1 protein-coding gene is annotated in these 567 nt (G+C 67.5%); it reads left to right on the top strand.

Features of this window, described 5'->3' with window-relative positions:
• The coding region (locus tag SCWH03_RS28295; RefSeq protein ID WP_173267779.1) for a ketoacyl-synthetase C-terminal extension domain-containing protein at positions 1-567 on the top strand (567 nt) is incomplete at both ends.

Here is a 567-nt window from a genome sequence, read left to right on the forward strand (position 1 = left end):
CGCTTGCGTCGGCGGGGTTGTCGGCGGGGGATGTGGATGTGGTGGAGGCGCATGGCACCGGTACCACGCTCGGCGATCCGATCGAGGCGCAGGCGTTGATGGCCACCTACGGCCAGGACCGCGACGTACCTCTCAAGATCGGTGCGATCAAGTCGAACATCGGTCATACGCAGGCGGCGGCGGGTGTCGCGGGTGTGATCAAGATGGTGGAGGCGATGCGGCACGGGGTGCTCCCCAGGACACTGCATGCGGAGACGCCGTCCTCGCATGTGGACTGGTCGGAGGGTGCGGTGGAGTTGCTTTCCGAGGCCGGGGTGTGGCCTTCGGTGGGCCGGCCGCGTCGGGCTGGTGTGTCGTCGTTCGGTATCAGTGGCACCAACGCGCATGTGGTTCTGGAGCAGGGGCCTGTGCCGGCTGTGCGGGAGCGGGTGGTTGAGCGGCCGGTGGCTGAGTCTTCGGTTGTGGTGCCGTGGTTGGTGTCGGCGCGGTCTGAGGTGGCGTTGTCGGGTGTGGTGGAGCGGGTTGGTGGGTTGGGGGGTGATCCGGTGGATGTGGGGTGTTCTCTGC

This window comes from Streptomyces pacificus (assembly GCF_011766325.1).
GTDB lineage: Bacteria > Actinomycetota > Actinomycetes > Streptomycetales > Streptomycetaceae > Streptomyces > Streptomyces pacificus.